The organism is uncultured Thiodictyon sp., assembly GCF_903828115.1.
GTDB lineage: Bacteria > Pseudomonadota > Gammaproteobacteria > Chromatiales > Chromatiaceae > Thiodictyon.
Genome location: NZ_CAIKKU010000184.1, coordinates 1 through 2,635, shown reverse-complemented (window position 1 = coordinate 2,635; position 2,635 = coordinate 1). Strand labels below are relative to the sequence as shown.

At 70.2% G+C, this 2,635-nt stretch carries 1 protein-coding gene; it reads left to right on the top strand.

Annotated elements, in window-relative coordinates; genetic code table 11:
* The first annotated feature begins 187 nt into the window (after positions 1–187).
* Positions 188–2,470, top strand: a complete 2,283-nt coding sequence (locus QZY48_RS06575; protein WP_295429253.1) for a 2OG-Fe(II) oxygenase — start codon at positions 188–190, stop codon at positions 2,468–2,470.
* The last annotated feature ends 165 nt before the right edge of the window (positions 2,471–2,635 follow it).

Sequence of the window (2,635 nt, the reverse complement as noted above, 5' to 3'; positions counted from 1 at the left end):
CTGGAGTCCAAGGCTTCAGCCTTGGCGCCCTCCAAGGCTGAAGCCTTGGACTCCAGGGCCTTGGGCTGCAGCGCTTAACTTGATGGCAGTGACGGGTGCGCGCGGCGCACCCTACAGGCGCTCCGGCCGGAACGACGATCGAGGCCCTCGCGCCCGAAACCATCTCGCGATCCTGGAGCCCTTTCCCATGCCCGAACTCGCCGCCGCACTCGCCGAATGCCTGGCCCGGGTCCAACGCCCCGGCGCCTTCTATGCCACCGGCACCTTCGACATACACCCGCCCCGGCTCGAGATCGAAGGGGTCGGCCCCATCGCCCTCCCGCTCCAGTCGGCGCAGGCCGGGCAACTCAAGTCGGTCGCCGAGCAGGCACCCTATGGACGCGGCACCGAGACGCTGGTGGACACCCAGGTCCGGCGCACCTGGCAGATCGACGCCGAGCGGATGCGGATCACCGGCCGGCGCTGGGCCGAGGACCTGGCGTCCGTGGTGGCCCGGATCACCGCGACCTTCGGCATCACCGGCCGGGTGGAGGCCGAACTCTACAAGCTGCTGGTTTATGAGGAGGGCAGTTTCTTCCTCTCGCACCGCGACACCGAGAAGTCGCACGGGATGTTCGCAACGCTCGTCGTGGTCCTGCCCGGGGACTTCGAGGGCGGCGAGCTGGTGGTGCGTCACCGCGGTCAGGAGGTCCGGCTCGACCTGCATCGCGACGAGCCGTCCGAGGCCGCATTTGCCGCCTTCTATGCCGATTGTCTGCATGAGGTCCTGCCCATCCATTCCGGCCACCGGTTGACCCTGATCTATAACCTGATTCGTCCACAGGGTGAACCGCTCCCGCAACTGCCCGATTACGATGCCGAGCAGGCCCAGGCAACCGACCTGCTGCGCGCTTGGGGCCGGGCGCTCGACGCGTCGCAGGACCCGGCCGCCGCGGTGCCGCTGAAGCTGGTCTATCCGCTGGAGCACGCCTATACGCCGGCCGAGTTGGGATTCGACACCCTTAAGGGCGCGGATGCGGCGGTCGCCGCCGTGGTCAGCGCCGCCGCCCGCGCGGCCGACTGCGACCTGTTCCTGGCCCTGGCGAGTGTGGAGGAATCCGGCTGGGCCGAATCCACCGGCGATTGGCACGACCCCGACTTTGAGATCGGCGAGGTCGACGAGAGCAACGAGTCGCTGCATGACTGGCGCCACCCGGACGGCACCCGCCCGGCCATGGGCGCCCTGCCCTTCTTCGGCGATGAGGTCGCGCCGCCGGGCGCCTTCGAGGCGCGGGACGATTCGGAACCCGAGTTTTCCGAGGCGACCGGAAACGCCGGCGCCTCCTTCGAGCGCCTCTACCAATGCGCCGCGCTGGTCCTCTGGCCCCGGACCAATCGGGCGGCCGTCCTGGCGGCCGGGGGGCTGGCGGTGAGCCTGCCCTTCCTGGACGAGTTGGTGCGGCAATGGCAAGCGGCCGGCCAAGCCCCCGAGGACCCCTTGCGCACCGAGGCGCGCGCACTCGCCGCCCGGATCAGCGCCGCCTGGCCAACGGACGACTGGGCGCGCCAACACGCGAGCGGGGCCGGCCAGACCCGGATGCTGCTCGATGCCCTGGCGCGGCTGGACGACCCCGAGTGCGCCGCGGTCTTCGTGGCCGGACAATCCGCGGCCGGGGCCTATGGCCCTCAGGACAACGAATCGCTCGCGGCCATGCTCGCCCGACTGCCGACGGCGCGCGCCGCCGACCTGCTGGCAGCCATCGTCGCCGGCAATGCAGGGCGTCAACCGGCCGCCTGCGCGGACCTGCTAGCCCGCGTGAGCGCGGACCCCGCGGGCGACCCCGAGCCCTGGCGCGCCGCGGCACTCGCGCTGCTCGCCGCACTCACCACCGAGGCGCAGCCGCCAGCCGGCCCGGACAACCGGTTCGTCGATCCCCGCCAGCGCCGTGCACCCCCGACGCCGGACCTGGTCGTCCAGACCCTGACGGCGCTCGCGCGCATCGACTCATCGCTCGCCGACCGGGCACTAGATCATTTCATGGCCGATTCGGTGCGCTATGGCATGGACGGCATCCTGCTCCCCGCCGCCCTCATTCTGAAGGCCGCGACCGCTACGGGTCCGCGACCCACCGCCATCGACGCACTGCTAAAGGCGACCCGCGCCCACTTGGACCAACGCATCGCCGAACCGCTGGAACCCCCGGCCGACCTGAGCCGCCCGGCGAAGCTCAGCTGCTCCTGCAACTATTGCCAGGGACTCTCGCGTTTTCTCGCCTCCCCCATGGAATCGGTCTGGAAGCTCAAGGCCGCGGAGGGCGAGCGCACCCATGTGACCGAGGTGGCGAGACGCAGCAACAGTGATCTCGATCTGGCGACCGACAAGAAGGGGCGGCCCTATACCCTGGTCTGTACCAAGAATCAGGCGAGCTATGAGCGGCGGGTGCGGCAGCGGGCGCAGGATTTGGAGCAGCGGGGGCGGTTGGGGGATTGACCAGGGCTGCCAATCGGTCCGCGTGGGGTTGGCTGCCCGGCCGCAGGGGACAGGAGGTCGAGGCTTTACCGTGAAAGTCGCGCAGCGACGCTGTGGGAGCGGCTTCAGCCGCGACGAGATTTCGCGGGTTACCCGAGCGTCGCGGGTCACCGTCTCTGCGTCTCT

Excerpts from the sequence above, each read along its gene's own strand:
- QZY48_RS06575 (WP_295429253.1), top strand. The coding sequence starts at position 188 with ATGCCCGAACTCGCCGCCGCACTCGCCGAATGCCTGGCCCGGGTCCAA.